We start from the raw sequence: 18,986 nt of genomic DNA on the forward strand, positions 1-18,986 counted from the left end.
CCCTTTCGCGCGCGATGCTCCGATGCCGCGGCGTGACCATCTTTGTCAGTGGTCATTCAGGAAAATGCCGTTAGGCTCCCCTGCCTATGCGTTTGACCTCTCGCCGTTCGGCCGCTTCGCTCACCATTCTTGCCCTGCTTCTGTCGGGCTCTCCCCTGCCGCTGGCGGCCAGGACCGATCCTTCGGTTGCCGGGGCAAAGGCCGCGCCGGGCGGCAGCCAGGCGGATATCCGCCCCTGGCTCTACGAAAATAGTGATGTGCCGATCGACACGGCGTGGCGGTTCGGCACGCTGTCCAATGGGCTGCGCTATGCCATCCGCCGCAATGGCGTGCCGCCGGGGCAGGTGTCGATCCGCCTGCGCATCGATGCCGGATCGCTGATGGAGCGTCCCGATGAGCAGGGCTATGCCCATTTCATGGAACATCTGTCGATGCGCGGGTCGCGCCATGTGCCCGATGGCGAGTCGAAGCGCATCTGGCAGCGGCTGGGCGTGACCTTTGGCAGCGACAGCAATGCCGCGACCACGCCGACCGGCACCACCTATGCGCTGGACCTGCCCCAGGCCAATCAGACGAGCCTTGGCGAAAGCCTGAAGATCCTGGCCGGCATGATGACCGACCCCAATATCGTCGACAGCGCGGTCGATGCCGAGCGGGCGGTGGTGCTGGCCGAACGGCGCGAGAGCGACGGGCCGCAGATGCGGATTTCCGATGCCAGCCGCCAGCATTTCTTCGCCGGCCAGGCCTTGGCCGACCATGCGCCGATCGGCACGGTCGCGACGCTCAACGCGGTGACCGCGGCCAAGGCCGAGGCCTTCCACCAGCGCTGGTATCGCCCGGAAAACACGGTGATCGCGATTGCCGGCGATATCGACCCGGCGCTGGCCGAACAATTGCTCAAGGATAATTTTGCCAGCTGGCAGGATAGCGGCAAGGGCGCCGAGCAGCCCGATTTCGGCGAGCCGGACCCCAAGGCGCCGGCCACCCGCGTCGTGGTGGAACCGGGTTCGCCGACGGGCCTCACCATGGCCTGGCTGCGTCCGTGGAAGCCGCATGCCGACACGATCGTCTATAATCAGGACAAGCTGACCGACATGCTGGCGCTGCAGATTGTCAGCCGGCGGCTGGAGCAGGCGGCGCGGGCAGGGGGCAGCTTCTTGGCAGCGGGTGTCGATCAGCAGGATATCAGCCGGTCGGCCGACGGCACCTTCATCACCATCACGCCCACCGGCGAGAATTGGGAGAAGGCGCTGGCCGATGTGCGCGCGATCATCGAGGATGCCAAGGCCGCACCGCCGACCCAGCAGGAAATCGACCGCGAATATGCGCAGCTTGACACGGCGCTGGCGATCCAGGTCGAAAATGCCGACACGGAGGCCGGGGCCAAGCAGGCGAGCGATCTGGTGAGCGCGGTGGACATTCGCGAAACCACGGTCAGCCCGCAGGCCGCGCTCGACATCTTCCGCTCTGGCAAGCCGGCGATGACGCCGCAGAAGATATTGGATTGCACCCGCCGCCTCTTTTCCGCCGGGGTGTTCCGGGCGATGCTGATCACCGGCAAGGTCGAGGCGGGGCAGGACCAGAAGCTGGCCGCTGCGCTCGCCACGCCGGTCAAGGCGGCGACCAATGCCCGCCTGGCCGACAAGGCGGTGACGATGGACGACCTACCCAAATTCGGTGCGCCCGCGACCGTCGTGTCGCGTACGCCGGTCGGGTTGCAGGGCATGGAGAGCATCACCTTCTCCAACGGCGTCAAGCTGACGCTGTTCGCCAATGATGCGGAGACCGAGAAGGTGCGCATCAATGTCCGCTTCGGTCATGGCCAGCAGGCCTTCTCACCCACCAAGCCGATGGCAAGCTGGGCTGGCGATTATGCGCTGGTGGCGAGCGGCATCGGCAAGCTGGGCCAGCGGGAACTGGACGACCTGACCAATGGCCGGCGCATGGGCATGCAGTTTTCGACCGACGATGACGCGTTCGAATTGCAGGCGGTGACCCGTCCGGCCGATTACAAGGACCAGTTGCGCCTGTTTGCGGCCAAACTGTACCAGCCCGGCTGGGATCCGGCGCCGATCGCGCGGGTGAAGACCGGCGCCTCGGTCGCCTATGACGCGATGTCGCGCGCGCCCGATGGCGTGCTGGGGCGCGACCTCAACTGGCTGCTGCATGACAAGGATGTGCGGTTCCGCACCCCGTCCAAGGCGGAAATCAACGCGCTGACGCCGCAGAGCTTCCGCCAGACCTGGGAGCCGATCCTGGCTTCGGGGCCGATCGAGATCCAGATTTTCGGCCAGGTGAAGGCCGAAGAAGCGATCCAGGCCGTGGCGTCGACCTTTGGCGCGATGCCGGCCCGCCCGGACGTGCCGGTGCCGGCCGCGAACAAGGTGCAGCGTTTCCCCGCCCATGTCGAACAGCCGGTCATCCTGCGCCATGATGGCGACAAGGAACAGGCGGCCGCCGTCATGGCCTGGCCGACCTCGGGCGGCTTTGCGCTGACGAAGGAGGCGCGCCAGCTCGAAATCCTGACCCAGATCTTCAATGACCGGCTGTTCGACAAGCTGCGCTCGACCGAGGGCGCCGCCTATTCGCCCAGCGTGCAGAATAGCTGGCCCTTCTCTTATGACAGTGGCGGCTATATCTTGGTGACGAGCCAGGTGCGGCCGGACCGGGTCAATTATTTCTACAGCGTCGTGAAGGAAACGGCGGCCGATCTGGCGAAGACGCCGATCAGCGCCGACGAACTGCAACGGGCGGTGGCGCCGATGCGGCAGTTGCTGATGCGCGCCAGCACCGGCAATGCCTTCTGGATGGGGCAGATGGAAGGGGCGACCCACGACCCCCGCTATGTGCAGGCGATGCAGACGATGAGCCAGGATCTGCTCAACGTCACGCCGGCCGATATCCAGGCGCTGGCGACCAAATATCTGGTGCCGGGCAAGAGCTGGTCGGCGGTGGTGCTGCCACAGGGTGTGGCCGCCAAATAGGCGGCTGGATCAGGCGGAGGCGGCTTGCGCGTCCTCCGCCTGCAGCAATTGCTCGTAGAGCCGCGCATATTCCAGATGCATGTTGCGGAGCGCCGGTGTGGCCGATCGCGCCGCCAACTGGCGATTGCGGTCGCGTCGCTGCTCAAAATAGGCGCGGCCGAAATTTGCTTCCAGATCCATGAAATACCTCCCTCGATTGATCCTCCAATGGGCGGGGCGGCAACAGGTTGCGGGCAGCGCAGGGGCTTGCGGTGGACGGGGGTGAAACAGGGGCGGGCGGCGCGATGCCGCCATCCATCTTTGCCCTTGATGCCGGCTGGCTTTGGTCGCTAGGTCAGGGGCTTGGGGCAATGATGATCCGGCCATACACGGTCTGGACATCGATCGCCCAGGGGGATTTGCATCGCATGTTGAAGACTGTCCGGGCATCGGCCATGGCCGCCACCATCCTGTTCTCGCTGGCCGCATCGCCCGCGCTGGCCGAGCAGGTGGTCGTCACCGCGGACCATATGGTCGATGTGCTGGCCGGCAAGACGGTCGATCATCCGGCTATCTTCATTACCGACGGTCGCATTACCAGCATTGCCGACGCCCGGACCGTGCGCTGGGGCAGCGACGTCCGTCATATCGACCTGTCGGGCAAGACCATCCTGCCGGGGCTGATCGACATGCATGTCCATTTGACCAGCCTGGCGGAAGTGGGCGGCTATCAGGGGCTGCGCTACACCGACAGTTTCTGGACGGCGGTGGGCGTCAAGAATGCGCGGATCACGCTGAAGGCCGGTTTTACCACGGTGCGCAATGTCGGTTCGGCCGATTTCGCTGATGTGGGCCTCAAGCAGGCGATCGAGGAGGGGCAGATTGTCGGGCCGCGGATCATCCCGGCCGGCTATGCGATCGGCGCGACCGGCGGCCATTGCGATGGCGGCGGCCTGCCGCCCTCGATGGATCGCAAGGAACCCTCGGTGGTCGACAGCCCGCAGGAGGGCCGCGCCAAGGTGCGCTGGCTGCACAAATATGGCGCGCGCGTCATCAAGATTTGCGCGACCGGCGGCGTCTTCTCGCTGGGCGACGCGGTCGGTGCCCAGCAACTGAGCTTTGACGAGATGAAGGCGATTGCCGACGAGGCGCATATGCTGGGCCTCAATGTCGCGGCCCATGCCCATGGCAATGACGGTATCCGCACCGCGATCGAGGCGGGGATCGACACGATCGAACATTGCAGCCTGGCCGATGACGAGACGATCAAGCTGGCGGCGAGCAGGAAGACCTGGTTCGACATGGATATCTATAATGACGATTATATCCTGGCGACCGGCACGGCCAATGGCACCGAGCAGGAAAGCCTGGACAAGGAGAAACTGATCGGGCGGTTGCAGCGCGAAACCTTCCGCAAGGCGGTGAAGGCGGGCGTGCCGATGCTGTTCGGCACCGATGCCGGCGTCTATCCCCATGGCGACAATGGCAAGCAGTTCGCTAAGATGGTCGAATGGGGCATGACGCCGATGCAGGCGATCCAGGCGGCGACCGTCAGCGGCGCCAAGGCGCTGGGCTGGGAAGCCGATGTCGGCGCGATTGCGGTCGGCCGCTACGGCGACATCGTCGCGGTGCAGGGTGATCCGCTCAAGGACGTCACCTTGCTGCAGCATGTCAGCGACGTGGTGAAGGGCGGCGAACTGGTCGAATGAGCGTGAAGGTCATATTGTCGGTCGAGGCGCTAGAGCCGCGCCTGTCCGGTATCGGTCGCTACAGCTGGGAACTGGCGCAGCGCATCGGTGCTGCGCCCGAGGTGGACGGCGTTCGTTTCTATCGCAATGGCGAGTGGATCGCGGATCCGGCAAAGCTGCTGGATGAGCCTGTGACGCCTAAGCAGCGTCACAAGGTTCATCGCTGGCTGCGCAAGCGCACCACCGGATTGCGCAAGTGGGGCAGGGACGTGCGCGATGCTGCGGTCATGCGGTCGCACCTGTTCCATGGGCCTAATTATTTCCTGCCGGCAGCGGCGGAGGGCGGTATCATCACCGTTCACGACCTGTCGGTATTCCGCTATCCCGAAACCCATCCCGAGGCGCGGTTGCGCCAGTTCGAGCGGAATTTTGAAGCGTCGGTTGCCCGCGCCGCCCATATCATCACCGACAGTGCGACCACGCGGGACGAGGTGATCGATTTTCTGTCGCTTTCGCCCGAGCAGGTTACGGCAGTGCCATTGGCGGCCAGCCCGGCTTTCATGCCACGGGATAGCGATCAATTGCGCTCCGCATTGTCGCGCTATGATCTGGCGCCGCAGGGCTATGCGCTGTGCGTATCGACGGTGGAGCCGCGCAAACGCATTCCGCAACTGCTGCAGGCATGGGAAATGTTGCCGTCGGCGGTGCGCAGTCGCTGGCCGTTGATGGTCACCGGCGGTGCCGGCTGGCTGAGCGATGACATTCAGGCATTGATGGATCGCGGTGCGCGCGAGGGGTGGGTCCGCTATCTGGGGTTCGTGCCGGAGGAAGATCTGCCGCTGCTCTATGCCGGTGCGGCGCTGTTCGTCTATCCGTCCGTCTATGAAGGCTTTGGGCTGCCGCCGGTCGAGGCGATGGCGAGCGGGTTGCCGACGGTCGTCGCCGATGCTTCCTGCCTGCCCGAGGTGACGGGTGGCGCGGCCATGCTGGTCGAACCGGAAGATATCGACGATTTCGCGCGCCGGCTGGAGCAGGCCCTGGTCGACGAGGAGTGGCGCACGAGCGCGCGCGATGCCGGACTGGCCATCGCTGGCGGCTATAGCTGGGACCGGTGCGCGCGCGAAACCGTGGCGCTTTATGGCCGGGTGGCAGGCCGTTAGCGCACGGCCTTCAGGCCTGCCACGATCATCTGGGCGGCGCGCCGGGCCGACGCCTCCGGGCTGAGATTGGGGCGCGACAGGCTGCGATGGCCCAGGCCGAACATGCAGGCCAGGATCATCTCCTCCGCGCCGTCCAGCGCTTCGCCCGAAAGCTCCGGGTTGGCGGCGCAGGCAAAGTCGCGAATATCGTCGCGGAAACGGCCGCACATGGTGCCGATCATCTCGCCGACCGTCGGATTGCGGAAGCTTTCGGCCAGGATGTCGAACGACAGCGCCTCATCCTTTTCGTCAATGACGTGCAGCATCAGTTGCTCGAACGTATCGTCGATGCTCAACTCGCCACTGTCGAGTCGTTTGCGCAGGATATCAACGTCCTCCGCCCACTGATCGGCGTCGGCATGGACGATCGCCTCTATGATATCTTCCTTTCCTTTGAAAAGCCGATATATTTGCCCCACTGATACCTGTGCGGCGGAAGCGAGTTCGGCCATGGACGTCTGGTGGAAACCATGGCTGTTGAACAGGTCTCGCGCCGCTGCAAGTACACGGTCGCGACTGCTTTTTTCATGCTGCGCTGCAACCATTTTACCCTCGGAAAATTGTTTTTCTCTTGAATTCCCTCTGACAGCTTCTTAGGTGCGCGGCAAGCGGAATGAACGTTCATTCCGGTCCTGCGATATTTATCGGATTGGGAAAATTGATGCAAAAGGGGAACTTCTTCGGATTGCTGGCCTGTGTTTCGGCCCTTGCGCTGAGCGCTTGCGGTCAGGAAGCGCCGCCCGCACCGCCGCCGCCGAGCGTGGGCGTGGTGACGCTCAAGACCGAGTCGGCGCCGTTGCTGAACGAACTGCCGGGCCGCATTTCGGCCTTTGAAACGGCCGAAGTCCGGCCGCAGATCAGCGGCGTGATCCGTCGCCGCCTGTTTACCGAAGGCGGCACTGTCCAGGCCGGGCAGTTGCTCTACGAGATTGAGGACGCGCCCTATCGCGCGGCGCTCGCCCAGGCCCAGGGTTCGCTGGCCAATGCCCAGGCGGCGATCCGCTCGACCGGGCTGCAGGCCCAGCGCTACAAGGATCTGGTCGGCATCAACGCCGTGTCGAAGCAGGAATATGATGACGCGGCGGCTGCGGCCCAGCAGGCCCGTGCCAATGTTGCGGCGCAGCAGGGCGCGGTGCAGGCGGCGCAGGTGAACCAGAATTTCACCCGCATCCGCGCGCCGATTTCGGGCCGTATCGGCCGTTCGCTGCTGACGCCGGGCGCGCTGGTCCAGACCGGTCAGGCCGATCCGCTGACCACCATCCAGCGCACCGACCGCGTCTATGTCGACGTGACCCAGTCGGCCGCGCAGATCATCGACCTCAAGCAGGCGATGAAGGCCGGCGGCATCAGCGAGGCGCAGGGCGCCCGCATCCAGTTGATCCTGCCCAATGGCAGCGTCTATCCGGGTGAAGGCCGCTTGCAATTTGCCGATGTGACGGTGGATTCCAGCTCGGGCGCGGTCACGCTGCGCGCGATCTTCCCCAACGCCGACGGCCTGTTGCTGCCGGGCATGTATGTCCGCGCCAAGCTGATCGAGGGTGAACGCACCCAGGCGATCCTGGCCCCGCAGCAGGGCATTTCGCGCGACGCGCGTGGCCGGGCTACGGCGATGGTCGTGGGCAAGGACAACAAGGTCGAGATGCGCCAGGTCACCGTCGACCGCGCGATCGGCGACAAGTGGATCGTCACCAGCGGCCTGAAGCCGGGCGATCAGCTGATCGTCGAGGGGCTGGTCAATCTGCGCCCCGGCACGGTGGTGAAGCCCGGCGCGCCGCAGCAGGTGACCGCGCCTGAAGGCGGCGCTGCTGCGCAGGGCGGCGCGAAGCCGGCCGCTGCACAAGGCGCGTCGAACGCGGGCGAGGCGCACTAAGCCATGGCCCGCTATTTTATCGACAGGCCCATCTTCGCATGGGTCATTGCCATCGTCATCATGCTGGCGGGCCTGCTCGCGATCCGGTCGCTGCCGGTCGCGCAGTTCCCGGAAATCGCCCCGCCAGCGGTGACGATCCAGACCACCTATCCCGGTGCCAACGCCCAGACGCTGGAAAGCACGACGACGCAGATCATCGAGCAACAGCTCAAGGGCATCGACAATCTGCGCTATTTCTCGTCGACCAGCGATGGTTCGGGCAATCTCAACATCACCCTGACCTTCGAGCAGGGCACCGATCCTGACATCGCGCAGGTGCAGGTGCAGAACAAGCTGTCGCAGGCGACCCCCCTGTTGCCGCAGGAAGTGCAGCAGCAGGGCCTGCGCGTGGGCAAGTCCACGTCCAGCTTCCTGCTCATCATGGCGGCCTATTCGGACGATGGCATCCATGACCAGGAAGACGCGGCGGACTTCATCGCGTCCAGCCTTCAGGATCCGCTGAGCCGCGTCACCGGCGTCGGCGATACCCAGCTGTTCGGTTCGCAATATGCGATGCGCATCTGGCTCGACCCCTACAAGATGGCCAATCTGGGCGTGACCACCGGCGACGTGAAGTCGGCGATCACCGCGCAGAATGCCCAGGTGTCGGCCGGCCAGATCGGTGGTTCGCCCTCGCCCAAGGGCCAGGCGCTCAACGCCACCGTCACCGCCCAGTCGCGCCTGCGCACGCCGGAGGAATTCCAGAATATCCGCCTGCGCAGCAACAGCGACGGTTCGGTCGTGTTGATGAAGGATGTCGCCAAGGTCGAGCTGGGCGCGGAAACCTATGGTTTCGGTGTGAAGTTCAACGGCCATCCGGCATCGGGCTTCGGCATCAAGCTGGCACCGGGTGCCAACGCGCTCGACACGGTGGAAGCGGTCAAGGCCCGCGTCGACCAGCTGTCGAAGAATTTCCCCAGCTGGGTCAAATATGACTTCCCGGTCGACAACTCGACCTTCGTCAAGCTGTCGGTGGAGCAGGTGGTCCATACCCTGTTCGAAGCCGTGCTGCTGGTGTTCGTCGTCATGTTCCTGTTCCTGCAGAACTGGCGCGCCACGTTAATCCCGACGATCGCGGTGCCGGTGGTTCTGCTGGGCGCGCTGGCGATCCTCAGCGCAGCCGGCTTCACCATCAACACCCTGACCCTGTTCGGCATGGTGCTGGCGATCGGCCTGTTGGTCGACGACGCGATCGTCGTCGTCGAAAATGTCGAACGTCTGATCCAGGATGAAGGGCTCAGCCCCAAGGAAGCGGCCAAGAAGTCGATGGACGAGATCAGCGGCGCGCTGATCGGGATCGGCCTGGTGCTGTCGGCGGTGTTCCTGCCCATGGCCTTCTTCGGCGGCTCGACCGGCGTCATCTTCCGCCAGTTCTCGATCACCATCGTGTCGTCGATGATCCTGTCGGTGCTGGTCGCGTTGATCCTGACCCCGGCGCTGTGCGCCACCATCCTCAAGCCCGCGTCGCACGGGCATAGCTGGAACGGGCCGATCGGTTCGATCCTCGGCCGCTTCTTCGACTGGTTCAACCGCACCTTCGACAAGGGCGTGGTGCGCTATGGCAAGGGCGTCGAGAAGGTCGAGCGCAGCTGGGTCCGGACCATGCTGGTCTATGGGCTGGTGGTGGTCGGCATGGCCTTCATCTTCCTGCGCCTGCCCAGCGGTTTCCTGCCGGACGAGGACCAGGGCATCATCATCAACCAGGTGTCGCTGCCCGCGGGCACGACGCTGGAAGAGACCGAGCGGGCCCTCGCCCGGATGCGCGACCATTATCTGGTCGACGAGAAGAAGAATGTCTCGGCCGTGTTCACGGTCGCCGGCTTCGGCTTCGTGGGCCAGGGCCAGAATGTCGGCATCGTCTTTGCCCGCATGAAGGACTGGCATGAACGGTCGGGTGCGGACAATCGCGTGCCCGCGATCGCCCTGCGCGCCAATATGGCGTTCCAGAAGATCTCGTCGGGCATGGCCTTCGCCTTCGTGCCGCCGGCCGTGCAGGAACTGGGCAATGCGTCCGGTTTCGACTTCCAGCTGCTCGATCAGGCCAATCTTGGTCATGAGAAGCTGCTGGAAGCCCGCAATCAGCTGCTGGGCATGGCGATGGGCGACAAGCGCCTGGCGCAGGTCCGTCCCAATGGCCTGGAAGATACGCCGCAGCTGAAGCTGAATGTCGATCAGGCTGCAGCCGGTGCGCTGGGCATCGCCCAGTCGGACGTCAATGACACGATCAGTACCAATCTGGGCGGATCCTATGTCAACGACTTCATCGACCGCGACCGCGTGAAGCGCGTCTATGTCCAGGCCGATGCGCCGTTCCGCACTTCGGCCGACGCGATCAATGCCTATCATGTGCGTGGCAGCACGGGCGTGATGGCGCCGCTCTCCGCCTTCTCCACCACGGAATGGGTCCAGGGCCCGGCCCGTCTGGAGCGCTATAATGGCGTGCCGTCGATGAACATCCAGGGCGCCCCGGCACCCGGCGTGTCGAGCGGCACCGCGATGCAGGCGATGGAAGAGTTCGCGGCCAAGCTGCCGGCCGGTATCGGCTATGCTTGGAACGGCATTTCCTATGAGGAGCAGACCTCCGGTGGACAGGCGCCCTATGTCTATGCGCTCTCGATGCTGATCGTCTTCCTCTGCCTGGCTGCGCTCTATGAAAGCTGGTCGGTGCCGATCGCGGTCATGCTGGTCGTGCCGCTGGGCGTGCTCGGCGCGGTGATCGCGGCGACGCTGGCGGGCCTCAACAACGACATCTATCTGCAGGTGGGTCTGATCACGACCATCGGCGTGTCGGCGAAGAACGCGATCCTGATCGTGGAATTTGCCGAAGAGAAGATGCGCGAAGGGCTGCCGCCCGCCAAGGCGGCGCTGGAAGCGGGCAAGCTGCGTCTGCGGCCGATCCTGATGACCAGCTTCGCCTTCATCTTCGGCGTGCTGCCGCTGGCCGTGTCCAAGGGCGCGGGCGCGGGTGGCCAGAACGCCATCGGCTGGGCCGTGGTCGGCGGCATGCTGTCCGCCACCGTCCTCGCCATCTTCTTCGTGCCGGTCTTCTTCACCGTGGTGAAGCGGTTGTTCCGCGAACATCATGAAGGGGAAGAACAGCGTAACGCCGACGGCGAAACGCCGAACGCACCGCAGGAGGCATAAGAATGTTGCGTAATATCAAAGCAATGTCGGTCGCCTCTCTGGCGCTGACGCTGGCCGCCTGTGACATGGCGCCCAAATATGCCCGCCCCGAAATGCCGGTGCCGCAGGCCAGCCCCCAGGGGCCGGCCTATGCGGCCGCGGTGGACGGCGGCGCGGCGATCGTGCCGGCCGATACCGCCTGGCGCGATTTCTTCACCGACCCGCGTCTGGTGCGGGTGATCGAGACGAGCCTCGCCAACAATCGCGATCTGCGCATTGCGGTCGCCAATGTCGAACAGGCGCGGGCGCAATATAAGGTGCAGCGGGCCGATCTGCTGCCGACCGTCGGGGCCACCGGCACGGCGACCTATTCGGAACAGCCGCTGGTCCAGTTCGGCCAGAGCCAGCGCCTCAACACCGACGTCTATCAGGCGCAGGTCGGCATCTCTGCCTGGGAAATCGACCTGTTCGGCCGGGTGCGGAACCTGACCAAGGCGGCGCAGGAGCAATATTTCGCCTCGGTCGAAAACCGCAACGCGGCCCAGACCGCATTGGTGGCGGAAGTGGCGACGGCCTGGGTGAACATGGCCGCCGATCAGGAATTGCTGTCGATCGCGCGCACGCTGGCGACCGCGTTCAAGGAGACGCTGGACCTTAACAAGGCCCGCTTCGACAAGGGCATCGCGTCCGAACTGGAAGTGCGCGAGGCACAGACCAGCTATGACCAGGCGCGCGCCGCCATTGCCAGCGCCACCACGCTGGTCGCGCAGGACCAGAATGCGCTGAACCTGCTGGCGGGCACGACGCTCGGCAGCGAGGATCTGCCCTCGGCCCTGCCGGAAGGCCATGTCACGCTCGACAATCTGCCGGCGGAACTGCCCTCGACCCTGCTACTGCGCCGGCCCGACATCGCGTCGGCCGAGCATCAGTTGATCGCGGCCAACGCCAATATCGGTGCGGCGCGGGCGGCCTTCTTCCCGCAGCTGTCGCTGACGGCGGCGCTGGGCACGGTCAGCCTTGGCCTGTCCGGCCTGTTCAAGTCGGGCAGCGATACCTGGTCGGTGGCGCCCAGTGCGACCCTGCCGATCTTCGACTTCGGCCGGAACAAGGGTAATCTTCGCTATGCGAAGGCGACCTATGACGCGATGCTGGCCACCTATGAAAAGAGCGTGCAGACGGGCTTCCGCGAAGTCGCCGATGCGCTTGCCCGGCGCGGCACGATGACCGATCAGGTCGAGGCGCAGACCTCGCAGCGCGATGCTGCGCGCAAGGCCTATGACCTGACGCAGGCCCGCTTCCGCGCGGGTGTCGACGGCTTCCTGCCGACCCTGGTGTCGCAGCGGACCCTGTCGAGCGCGGAGCAGAGCCTGGTGACGACGCGGCTGGCGCGGCTCACCAACATGATCGAGCTGTATCGCGCCATGGGTGGTGGCCTGAAATGATGCGGCCTGCCGCTTGCGGACTTTGACCGCAAGCGGCAGGAAGCGGGGGCGGGGATCATCGCCTATCTCCAGCGGTGACGCATGGAGGATGACGATGACCCTGGCCTGTATGACGATGCCCTCGCCGGTGGGCGACCTGACGCTGGTCGCGAGTGACGAAGGATTGATGGCGGTCCTGTGGCCCGACGATGATCCCGCCCGCGTCCGCCTGGGCGCCCGGTCCGAAGCGGCCGACCATCCGGTGCTGCGCGACACGGCTTCCCAGCTATCGGAATATTTCACCGGACAGCGGCAGCGTTTCTGCGTCCCGCTGCATTTCCAGGGCACGGATTTCCAGCGCCAGGTCTGGGCCGCGCTGCTCGACATACCGTACGGCGAGACGCGCAGCTATGCCGACATCGCCCGCGCCATCGGTCGCCCGACCGCGACCCGTGCCGTCGGCGCTGCCAATGGCCGCAACCCGATCTCGATCATCGCGCCATGCCACCGGGTGGTCGGCAGCAACGGCGCGCTCACCGGCTTTGCCGGCGGCGTCGAAACCAAGAAATATCTGCTCGATCTGGAGAAGGGCGGGGACGATCTTTTTTCGTTCGCGCCAATGCCGCTTGCCGATGCCGGCGCGAGATCGGTTTAGGCCGCCTCGTCATCATGCGTTGTTCGCATCACGGCTCAGAAATCGACCAATCGGCGCCAGCGTTCCGTAACGCTAAAATAGGAAACTGCGCGTCAGCCAGCCGATCTATGCGGCGGTTTGGTGCACCCAAGTGGATTCGAACCACTGGCCTTTGCCTTCGGAGGGCAACGCTCTATCCAGCTGAGCTATGGGTGCATGACGCTGGTCAGAAGGGGCGCTTAGCAAAGGGCTTCGAACCGCGCCAGCCACAAAATCACCTGTTCCCGAAACTTATTTCGGAGCCTTCACCATCGGCTGGAATTTGCCCAGGCCACAGCTGGCACCCGGTTGCAGGCCGGGGCCGGCATTGAACAGCACGGTGATGATGTCGACCGAACAGAGCTGGGAGATGCTGGTGCGATAGGAAAAGCGTCGCTCGAAGCCCAGGCTGGGGCAGCTGTTGGGCAGGCTGTTGCGGTAGATCTTCTTGCCGCTCACCTCGAAATCGATGGTGCGATCGTCGCGCACGTTGCTCGACCGAATCTGGCTGATCGAAATACAGTCGACCGGATCGCCGCTGGGCACATAGGGATCCGGCTTGTCCTTGGTCTTGGCGAAAGCAGGCGTCAGGCCGCAGGCCAGCAGCAGGCCGGCGGTGAGAATGGGGCGGATGGACATTGTCTCTCTCCTTCGTGCTGACAAGACGATTCGCGGAGCTGATTTCCGTACCGATCCTAGCACCGCCGTCGGGCGCAATCAGGCGGCTTTCGCGACGCTGCCGGGTTCCGGCGTCTTGGGCTTGAAGCGGCACAGGTCCGACACGATGCAGCGCCAGCATTCGGGCTTGCGCGCCTTGCAGACATAGCGGCCATGCAGGATCAGCCAGTGATGGGCGTCGCGGCGGAAGGGCTGGGGCACGCGCTTTTCCAGCTTGTCCTCGACCGCCAGCACCGTCTTGCCCGGCGCCAGGCCAGTGCGGTTGCCGACGCGGAAGATATGGGTGTCGACCGCGAAGGTTTCCTGCCCGAAGGCGGTGTTGAGCACGACATTGGCGGTCTTGCGGCCGACGCCGGGCAGGGTGGTCAGCGTGTCGCGATCCTGCGGCACCTCCCCGCCGAAATCGCGCACCAATATCTCGGACAGGGCGATCACATTCTTCGCCTTGGTGTTGAACAGGCCGATCGTCTTGATGTGTGTTTTAAGCCCTTCCTCGCCCAGGTCGACCATCTGCTGCGGCGTCTCGACCTCGCGGAACAGGGCGCGGGTCGCCTTGTTGACGCCGACATCGGTGGCCTGCGCCGACAGGGTGACCGCGACCAGCAGCTGATAGGCATTGCCATATTCCAGCTCCGTCACCGGCGCGGGATTGGCCTCTGCCAGGCGGCTGAAAAAGTCGAAGATCTGCCCCTTGTTCATGGCATCAGAGCCCCAATACGCCCTTCATGTCGTATCGGCCGACCGGCTGGCCGGCGAGCCAGCAGGCGCCCTTGATCGCGCCGCGCGCGAAGATGGTGCGGTTTTCGGCGCGGTGGCCGAGCTCGATCCGCTCGCCCTCGGTCGCCAGGATCAGCTGATGGTCGCCGGCGACCGATCCGCCGCGCAGCGCGGCAAAGCCGATCGCGCCCTTCGCCCGCGCGCCGGTAATGCCGTCGCGGCCGCGCTCGCTATGATCGGCCAGCGCGATGCCGCGCCCCTTCGCCGCCGCTTCGCCCAGCAGCAGCGCGGTGCCCGACGGCGCATCCACCTTGTGGCGGTGATGCATTTCGACGATCTCGATGTCCCAATCGTCGCCCAGGCTGGCGGCGGCCTTCTCCACCAGCGCGGCGAGCAGGTTGACGCCGAGCGAGGTATTGCCGGTCTGCAGCACCGGGATGCGGGCGGCCGCCTGATCGATCAGCGCATGATGCTCGCCCTCCAGTCCGGTCGTGCCGATCAGGATCGGCTTGTTTGCGGCGATGCAGGCGTCGAGATTGGCGGAAAGCGCGGCTGGCACGGAAAAGTCGATCAGCACATCGGCCGCCTGTGCCAATGCCAGCGGATCGCTGGTGATGGCGATGCCGGGGGCCAGTTCGCCGCTGCCGGCGCGATCGGTGCCGCCCGCCACGGTCAGTCCCGCCTCCGCCGCGGCCTGCGCGATGGCGCGGCCCATGCGCCCGGCGGCGCCGAAAATCCCGATGCTGGTCATGCCCTGATCCGTTCCTTGAAGATAAGTGAGCGCGCGATGCCAGAGCGGCGGCCCTTTGTCATCCGGCACCATGAATTTCTTGGGAAAGGGGACCGACCATGGCTAGGCGTTCGTTTGAGAAAGCCGGTACCGTACCGAAAAATCGCTCTTTCGCGATTTTTCGAACTGGCTCTAAGAGATGGCCATGCTCGATCTTCCCCGACTCTCCGTTCCGACCCTGCCGATCGACGGCAGCGCCGATCGCTTTCCCGTCCGTCGCATCTTCTGCGTCGGGCAGAATTATGCCGAACATGCGCGCGAAATGGGCGGCGATCCCGATCGTGCGCCGCCCTTCTTCTTTACCAAGCCGGCCGATGCCGTGGTCGAGAATGGCGCATCGCTGCCTTTCCCCTCCCGCACGCAGGATCTGCATCATGAGGTCGAACTGGTGGTCGCGCTCGGCGCGGGCGGCACGGATGTCGCGGTCGAGGATGCGCTGGCGCTGATCTATGGCTGGGCGGTCGGCATCGACCTCACCCGCCGCGACATGCAGGCGGTCGCGAAGAAGTCGGGGCGTCCCTGGGACATGGCCAAGGGCTTTGATCGCTCCGCGCCGATCGGCCCGATCCGCCCCGGTACGCCGCCGGCCAGCGGCGCCATCGCGCTCAGCATCGATGGCGACCCGCGCCAGTCGGGCGACCTGGCCGACATGATCTGGTCGGTCCCCGAAATCATCGCCAATCTCTCCACCTATGTGGAACTGGCGCCCGGCGACCTGATCTTCACCGGCACGCCTGCCGGCGTCGGTCCGATCGCGCCCGGCCAGGCGGTGCAGGCGACCATCGCCGGCCTGCCGCCGCTCGACATCGCCTTTCAGAACTGACCATCAGAACAAGGACAAACAGGATGGATATCGACATTCCCCATGACCTCGGCCGGGACGAGGCGAAGCGCCGGGTCGAACAGGGCCTGCCCAAGCTGGAACAGCATATCCCCGGCGGTGGCACCATGACCGCCACATGGCCGTCCGACTATGCGCTGGACATGGAAATCTCGGCCATGGCCCAGACCATCCCGGTCAAGCTGCTGATCGAGGAGGACAAGGTGCGCGGCACCGTGTCGATCCCGATGTTCCTCAAGATGATGTCCGGGCCGATCTCCGACTTCATCAAGACCAGCGCCCAGAAGATGCTGACCAAGGCGTAAGACAATGGCGCGGCCCTTGCAGCGAGGTTGAGCGGCCGTCCCGAACAGGAAAAGAGGTAAGGATGGATCGCTCAGGCCGGGATGTAGCCCTTCCGATGGAAATGCAGGGGCTCTGGATCGATGCGGACGATCCGACGGTCGAACTGTCGGTAGACGGTGGTGAGGTCGCCTGCTTCGGCCGCATCGTGTCCTATGACTATAAGCTTGTCGCCACGGATGACGATGTGGTGACGGTCAGCCTGAAGGTCGATGATGAGGAGCGTGAGGATGATTTTCAGCGCGCCAATGTCACCGAACTGGTGATCACTCCAGAACGCGAGATGCACGCCTATAATGTCCGGTTTGCCAGCCAGTTCATCCGGCGCAACAAATGAAGGGGGCGAACGTCGCATGACCGACATCCGCAACATCGTCATCCTCACCGGCGCGGGTATTTCGGCCGAGAGCGGGCTTGCCACCTTTCGCGGGCCGGATGGCTTGTGGGAGGGGCATCGGGTGGAGGATGTCTGCACCCCCGAAGCGCTGGCGCGCAATCCGGCGCTGGTGCATCGCTTCTATGACGAGCGGCGGGCGAAGCTGGCGGAGGTGGTGCCCAATCCCGCGCATGAGGCATTGGCTGCGCTCGATAGCGCCTGGCCGGGCGATCTGCTGATCGTCACCCAGAATGTCGATGACCTGCATGAGCGGGCAGGGGCGACCCGGCTGCTCCACATGCATGGGGAATTGAAGTCCGCCCTCTGTGCCGCCTGCGGCAAGGCGGTGGCCTGGGCCGATCCGCTGCCGCCCGGCAGCGCCTGCGCCGGTTGCGGCGCGCCCAGCCTGCGGCCCGACATCGTCTTCTTCGGCGAAATGCCCTATGATATGGAGCGGATCGAGGAAGCGCTGGCACAGGCCGACCTGTTCGTGTCGATCGGCACGTCGGGCGCGGTCTATCCGGCCGCCGGCTTCGTTCAGATGGCGCGTCATTATGGTGCCCGCACGCTGGAGCTAAATCTCGATCCGTCTGCGGGCAGCAGCTATTTCGAGGAAAGCCGGCTTGGCCCGGCAAGCGAACTTGTGCCCGCGCTGGTCCGCGACCTGCTCGGCTGACCGGCCTTATTCGCTGGGCGCCGCCATTATGTCGGCGCCATCGGGTTCATCGCGATAAAGCAGCATCACCGATCCATCCTCGCCATTCACCGCGCGGATCGGCAGGCTCAGTTGCAGGGCGGAGAGGAATTCCTTGCTGTCGCTGACGCGGAAGCGCCCGCCGACGCGCAGCGAGGAGACGCGCGCGTCACCGATCAGGATCGGCGCGCGGCGATAGCGGTTGAACTCGCTGGCCGCCTGCTCGATCGTTTCCCCGTCCAGCTCGACCATCTGGTCGCGCCAGGCGGTGCGCTGGTCGATCAGCTTGGGGCTGAGATGGGTGAGGTCGATGCTGCGCGACTGGATCACGGCGCCGCTGCCGGCGCTGACCTTTTCCAGCCCGCTATTGCCCGAATGGACCGTCACCGTGCCCTGCGTGACCGTCAGTTCCACCACCGACGGGCGCATGCGGACGTTGAAAGCGGTGCCGACGGCGCGGATCTGGGCGGATCGCACCTCCACGTCGAACGGGCGGCCCTTGTCATGGGCCACGTCGAAGGAGGCTTCGCCCTTCAGCACGCGCACCTTGCGACCGATGTCGGTGAAGCGGACTTCCGCCTCGCTGTTGCTGTTGAGGTGCAGGATGGAGCCGTCGGCCAGTGCGACGTCGCGGATTTGGCCGACCGCCGTCTCATAGCGGTCGACGCCGCTGAAGGTGCGGATGGTGACGATCGCGGCGACGATGAAGAAGGCGATGGCGATGCCGGCGGCGATCATGATGTTGCGCGACAGGCGGCGCTGCTGTTCCTCGCTGACGATCGCTTCGAGCGGGGGCAGATTGACTTCGGCGGCGGCGCTCTTCAGCCGCTCGGCCGCGTCCCAGGCGGCTTCGGCGCGGGCAAAGGCCACACCATGGCGCGGATCGGCCTCGATCCACGCACATATCTCGTCTTCGTCCTGGGGAGTAGGGTCGCTGTTAAGCCTGGCCAGCAGGCGCGCGGCTTCCAACGCGATCGCGTCCCTGTCCCCGCTGTTTGAACCTGGTCCCGACGCCTGCACGTTCGAAATCCGTTTCCTCACGTTCTGCCCAGGCCCGCATAACTATGCCGATCGCTTTGGCCAGATGTTTTTCAACAGTAGAAACGGACAGAGACATTTCCTCCGCTATTTCCAGCATCGATTTTTCGTGGATACGGCGAAGAATGAAGACGCGGCGGCACTGGGTGGGCAGCGAATCGACGATGGCCTCGACCTGGCGGAGCGCCTCGCGGGCGTGAAGCTGTGCCTCGATGGTGTTTTCGCCGCCCAGCAATTCCAGATCGGCGATCGTCTCGAAGCTCACCACCTTGTTGCGGCGGGCGGTGTCGATGACGAGGTTGCGGGCGATGGTGAAGAGATAGGCGCGCCCGGTGGTGACATTTTCCCAGTTCTCCGTGGCATAGGCACGGGCAAGAACTTCGGCGACCATGTCCTCCAACTCGTGGGTGGAGGGCAAAATGCGACGCAGGCGGCCCCTCAGGGCAGCTTCCTGCGGCAAAATCACGGTCTTGAACCACTCTAGCTTGGCGCGAACCCTATGCACGTCGACCCCCTTTTATGTCAGCGCGCCTC

General features: G+C 64.9%; 18 protein-coding genes and 1 tRNA gene. 11 read left to right on the forward strand and 8 right to left on the reverse strand.

The window, feature by feature from the left end; genetic code table 11:
* Positions 1-86: 86 nt before the first annotated feature.
* Positions 87-2,984, forward strand: a complete 2,898-nt coding sequence (locus ACI6S0_RS04805; RefSeq protein ID WP_434405157.1) for a M16 family metallopeptidase — start codon at positions 87-89, stop codon at positions 2,982-2,984.
* 9 nt (positions 2,985-2,993) lie between these two features.
* Here the strand turns inward: ACI6S0_RS04805 and ACI6S0_RS04810 are convergent, their stop codons facing one another.
* Positions 2,994-3,164, reverse strand: a complete 171-nt coding sequence (locus tag ACI6S0_RS04810) for a hypothetical protein (RefSeq protein WP_010336034.1) — start codon at positions 3,162-3,164, stop codon at positions 2,994-2,996.
* A 227-nt stretch (positions 3,165-3,391) separates the two neighbouring features.
* On the opposite strand from ACI6S0_RS04810, the gene ACI6S0_RS04815 reads away from it, so the two are divergent.
* Complete coding sequence (locus tag ACI6S0_RS04815; RefSeq protein WP_434405159.1) at positions 3,392-4,672, forward strand: amidohydrolase family protein; 1,281 nt, start codon at positions 3,392-3,394, stop codon at positions 4,670-4,672.
* Complete coding sequence (locus ACI6S0_RS04820) at positions 4,669-5,811, forward strand: glycosyltransferase family 4 protein (RefSeq protein WP_434405160.1); 1,143 nt, start codon at positions 4,669-4,671, stop codon at positions 5,809-5,811. The genes ACI6S0_RS04815 and ACI6S0_RS04820 overlap by 4 nt, the downstream gene beginning before the upstream one ends.
* Here ACI6S0_RS04820 and ACI6S0_RS04825 read toward each other — a convergent pair.
* Positions 5,808-6,395, reverse strand: a complete 588-nt coding sequence (locus ACI6S0_RS04825) for a TetR/AcrR family transcriptional regulator (RefSeq protein WP_004207585.1) — start codon at positions 6,393-6,395, stop codon at positions 5,808-5,810. The two genes, ACI6S0_RS04820 and ACI6S0_RS04825, sit on opposite strands and share 4 nt — an antisense overlap.
* A gap of 116 nt (positions 6,396-6,511) precedes the next feature.
* Between ACI6S0_RS04825 and ACI6S0_RS04830 the strand changes: the two genes are divergently transcribed.
* The 4 genes from ACI6S0_RS04830 (at position 6,512) to ACI6S0_RS04845 (ending at position 12,958) form a co-directional block, all read left to right on the forward strand.
* Positions 6,512-7,720, forward strand: coding sequence for an efflux RND transporter periplasmic adaptor subunit (locus tag ACI6S0_RS04830; RefSeq protein WP_161733225.1), 1,209 nt, complete (start codon positions 6,512-6,514; stop codon positions 7,718-7,720).
* A 3-nt stretch (positions 7,721-7,723) separates the two neighbouring features.
* A complete protein-coding gene (locus ACI6S0_RS04835) occupies positions 7,724-10,903 on the forward strand; it encodes an efflux RND transporter permease subunit (RefSeq protein WP_004207583.1) in 3,180 nt (1,059 codons plus the stop codon).
* A gap of 2 nt (positions 10,904-10,905) precedes the next feature.
* Positions 10,906-12,324: an efflux transporter outer membrane subunit gene (locus ACI6S0_RS04840; RefSeq protein ID WP_434405162.1), complete on the forward strand. Its 1,419-nt coding sequence runs from the start codon at positions 10,906-10,908 to the stop codon at positions 12,322-12,324.
* A 94-nt stretch (positions 12,325-12,418) separates the two neighbouring features.
* The gene (locus ACI6S0_RS04845) at positions 12,419-12,958 is read left to right on the forward strand and encodes a methylated-DNA--[protein]-cysteine S-methyltransferase (protein ID WP_434405164.1); all 540 of its coding nucleotides are present in this window, start codon (positions 12,419-12,421) and stop codon (positions 12,956-12,958) included.
* Positions 12,959-13,076: 118 nt separating this feature from the next.
* Here the strand turns inward: ACI6S0_RS04845 and ACI6S0_RS04850 are convergent.
* The 4 genes from ACI6S0_RS04850 to dapB form a co-directional block, all read right to left on the reverse strand.
* Positions 13,077-13,153, reverse strand: a tRNA-Arg gene (locus ACI6S0_RS04850).
* Between the two features lie 75 nt (positions 13,154-13,228).
* A complete protein-coding gene (locus tag ACI6S0_RS04855) occupies positions 13,229-13,615 on the reverse strand; it encodes a hypothetical protein (protein ID WP_434405165.1) in 387 nt (128 codons plus the stop codon).
* A 78-nt stretch (positions 13,616-13,693) separates the two neighbouring features.
* Positions 13,694-14,353, reverse strand: coding sequence for an endonuclease III (nth, locus tag ACI6S0_RS04860; RefSeq protein WP_434405166.1), 660 nt, complete (start codon positions 14,351-14,353; stop codon positions 13,694-13,696).
* 4 nt (positions 14,354-14,357) lie between these two features.
* Positions 14,358-15,122 carry a 4-hydroxy-tetrahydrodipicolinate reductase gene (gene dapB, locus ACI6S0_RS04865; RefSeq protein ID WP_434405168.1) on the reverse strand — a complete coding sequence of 255 codons (765 nt, stop codon included), beginning with the start codon at positions 15,120-15,122 and terminating at the stop codon, positions 14,358-14,360.
* Positions 15,123-15,300: 178 nt separating this feature from the next.
* Here dapB and ACI6S0_RS04870 point away from each other — a divergent pair, with 178 nt between their 5' ends.
* From ACI6S0_RS04870 to ACI6S0_RS04885, 4 genes are all read left to right on the forward strand, one after another.
* Positions 15,301-15,984 carry a fumarylacetoacetate hydrolase family protein gene (locus ACI6S0_RS04870; protein ID WP_434405170.1) on the forward strand — a complete coding sequence of 228 codons (684 nt, stop codon included), beginning with the start codon at positions 15,301-15,303 and terminating at the stop codon, positions 15,982-15,984.
* Between the two features lie 23 nt (positions 15,985-16,007).
* Positions 16,008-16,307, forward strand: a complete 300-nt coding sequence (locus tag ACI6S0_RS04875; RefSeq protein WP_004207574.1) for a polyhydroxyalkanoic acid system family protein — start codon at positions 16,008-16,010, stop codon at positions 16,305-16,307.
* Positions 16,308-16,402: 95 nt separating this feature from the next.
* Complete coding sequence (locus ACI6S0_RS04880; protein WP_434405172.1) at positions 16,403-16,681, forward strand: hypothetical protein; 279 nt, start codon at positions 16,403-16,405, stop codon at positions 16,679-16,681.
* A 16-nt stretch (positions 16,682-16,697) separates the two neighbouring features.
* On the forward strand, positions 16,698-17,396 hold the full coding sequence (locus ACI6S0_RS04885) for an NAD-dependent deacylase (RefSeq protein WP_434405174.1): 699 nt from the start codon (positions 16,698-16,700) through the stop codon (positions 17,394-17,396).
* 6 nt (positions 17,397-17,402) lie between these two features.
* On the opposite strand, the gene ACI6S0_RS04890 is transcribed toward ACI6S0_RS04885, so the two are convergent.
* A complete protein-coding gene (locus ACI6S0_RS04890; RefSeq protein WP_037511612.1) occupies positions 17,403-18,383 on the reverse strand; it encodes a FecR family protein in 981 nt (326 codons plus the stop codon).
* Positions 18,352-18,957 carry an RNA polymerase sigma factor gene (locus ACI6S0_RS04895; RefSeq protein WP_004207570.1) on the reverse strand — a complete coding sequence of 202 codons (606 nt, stop codon included), beginning with the start codon at positions 18,955-18,957 and terminating at the stop codon, positions 18,352-18,354. The genes ACI6S0_RS04890 and ACI6S0_RS04895 overlap by 32 nt, the downstream gene beginning before the upstream one ends.
* Positions 18,958-18,986: the final 29 nt, after the last annotated feature.

Origin of the sequence: Sphingobium sp. DN12, assembly GCF_051058005.1 — a bacterium.
Taxonomy (GTDB): domain Bacteria; phylum Pseudomonadota; class Alphaproteobacteria; order Sphingomonadales; family Sphingomonadaceae; genus Sphingobium; species Sphingobium yanoikuyae.

Bases quoted from the DNA above. Each gene is read 5' to 3' on its own strand.
- ACI6S0_RS04805 (WP_434405157.1), top strand. From the start codon at position 87: ATGCGTTTGACCTCTCGCCGTTCGGCCGCTTCGCTCACCATTCTTGCC.
- ACI6S0_RS04810 (WP_010336034.1), bottom strand. From the start codon at position 3,164: ATGGATCTGGAAGCAAATTTCGGCCGCGCCTATTTTGAGCAGCGACGC.
- ACI6S0_RS04815 (WP_434405159.1), top strand. From the start codon at position 3,392: ATGTTGAAGACTGTCCGGGCATCGGCCATGGCCGCCACCATCCTGTTC.
- ACI6S0_RS04820 (WP_434405160.1), top strand. From the start codon at position 4,669: ATGAGCGTGAAGGTCATATTGTCGGTCGAGGCGCTAGAGCCGCGCCTG.
- ACI6S0_RS04825 (WP_004207585.1), bottom strand. From the start codon at position 6,395: ATGGTTGCAGCGCAGCATGAAAAAAGCAGTCGCGACCGTGTACTTGCA.
- ACI6S0_RS04830 (WP_161733225.1), top strand. From the start codon at position 6,512: ATGCAAAAGGGGAACTTCTTCGGATTGCTGGCCTGTGTTTCGGCCCTT.
- ACI6S0_RS04835 (WP_004207583.1), top strand. From the start codon at position 7,724: ATGGCCCGCTATTTTATCGACAGGCCCATCTTCGCATGGGTCATTGCC.
- ACI6S0_RS04840 (WP_434405162.1), top strand. From the start codon at position 10,906: ATGTTGCGTAATATCAAAGCAATGTCGGTCGCCTCTCTGGCGCTGACG.
- ACI6S0_RS04845 (WP_434405164.1), top strand. From the start codon at position 12,419: ATGACCCTGGCCTGTATGACGATGCCCTCGCCGGTGGGCGACCTGACG.
- ACI6S0_RS04855 (WP_434405165.1), bottom strand. From the start codon at position 13,615: ATGTCCATCCGCCCCATTCTCACCGCCGGCCTGCTGCTGGCCTGCGGC.
- nth (WP_434405166.1), bottom strand. From the start codon at position 14,353: ATGAACAAGGGGCAGATCTTCGACTTTTTCAGCCGCCTGGCAGAGGCC.
- dapB (WP_434405168.1), bottom strand. From the start codon at position 15,122: ATGACCAGCATCGGGATTTTCGGCGCCGCCGGGCGCATGGGCCGCGCC.
- ACI6S0_RS04870 (WP_434405170.1), top strand. From the start codon at position 15,301: ATGGCCATGCTCGATCTTCCCCGACTCTCCGTTCCGACCCTGCCGATC.
- ACI6S0_RS04875 (WP_004207574.1), top strand. From the start codon at position 16,008: ATGGATATCGACATTCCCCATGACCTCGGCCGGGACGAGGCGAAGCGC.
- ACI6S0_RS04880 (WP_434405172.1), top strand. From the start codon at position 16,403: ATGGAAATGCAGGGGCTCTGGATCGATGCGGACGATCCGACGGTCGAA.
- ACI6S0_RS04885 (WP_434405174.1), top strand. From the start codon at position 16,698: ATGACCGACATCCGCAACATCGTCATCCTCACCGGCGCGGGTATTTCG.